Source organism: Enterobacter sp. CGMCC 5087, from assembly GCF_003144775.1.
GTDB classification, from domain to species: domain Bacteria; phylum Pseudomonadota; class Gammaproteobacteria; order Enterobacterales; family Enterobacteriaceae; genus Enterobacter; species Enterobacter cloacae_M.
Window position 1 is genome coordinate 1 of record NZ_QFXN01000302.1, and the last position, 917, is coordinate 917.

Sequence of the window (917 nt, forward strand, 5' to 3'; positions counted from 1 at the left end):
CCTGCGTCAGCGCATCCGGACTCAGCAGGGAGACATAGTTCAGTGACAGGCTGGAAATCAGCATCCACTGCAGGCTGCCGTCCAGCACCGGGCGCAGCGAACGCGTCGGTCGGGTAATATTGCGGAAAGTGAAAAAGTTGGGTGTGGCATTGGTCGGGACGCAAATGTCCCCCACCTTCAGCTGTGCTGCACGCTCCCGGTTGGTACAGGTCATCGAAACAGAGACCGCTTCATCCTTTCCGGCCACTTCCGTTTCGTCACCCCGGACGAAAGACAGTGAATGCTCAAAACCCATACCACTGACGGCCTCGCGAACCCTGAGACGGTAATACAGCGCCAGACGCCCGTTTGCGCGTTCGATCTGGTGCTGAAAACTTTCAAAAGGCTGATACACACGGGTGCCACCCCGCGCACGGCCATCCGGACCTTCCACCCAGCCTTCCACGTTGTCCACGGAAAAAATTTCGTAACTGTCAGGATGACTGTAGCTGGCCCGTAACGGATATTCCGTTTGCTGCCCGGTGAGTGCCACCGGTTCGCTGTCATGACGGAAAAGATTGATGGCCGGCACGCAGTTCAGCATGAAGGCATCCTGGCGGATCTTCAGTTCGGGGGGCAATGGACGTTCAAAGCAGAAATGCAGCTTAAATGACGACACGGCCTTCGGTTGCTTCGGCCAGTCGCCCCTGGCAAGATGGAAAAACAGGAAACTTTCAGGGAAACAGAAATACTCCTGCAGGATGCGATAGCCCGAATAGATATTGCCGGGATAGGGCAGCAAAGCCTCTTCCCGTGCAAACCCGCTGGTCCTGAGGAGACTGGCAGGCTGACGAAAACGCGTTCCGTTAATTTCCAGCTCAATCCAGGCCAGCCGGTCCGATAACCAGAAATAGAGCTCTCGCGCCGTCCAGGCATCA

Annotated in this window: 1 protein-coding gene; it reads right to left on the reverse strand. The window is 56.5% G+C overall.

Annotation, left to right across the window (positions count from 1 at the left end):
* Positions 1 to 917: type VI secretion system baseplate subunit TssF (gene tssF / locus DEO48_RS24865; protein WP_109846581.1), on the reverse strand; the 917-nt coding region annotated here is incomplete at both ends.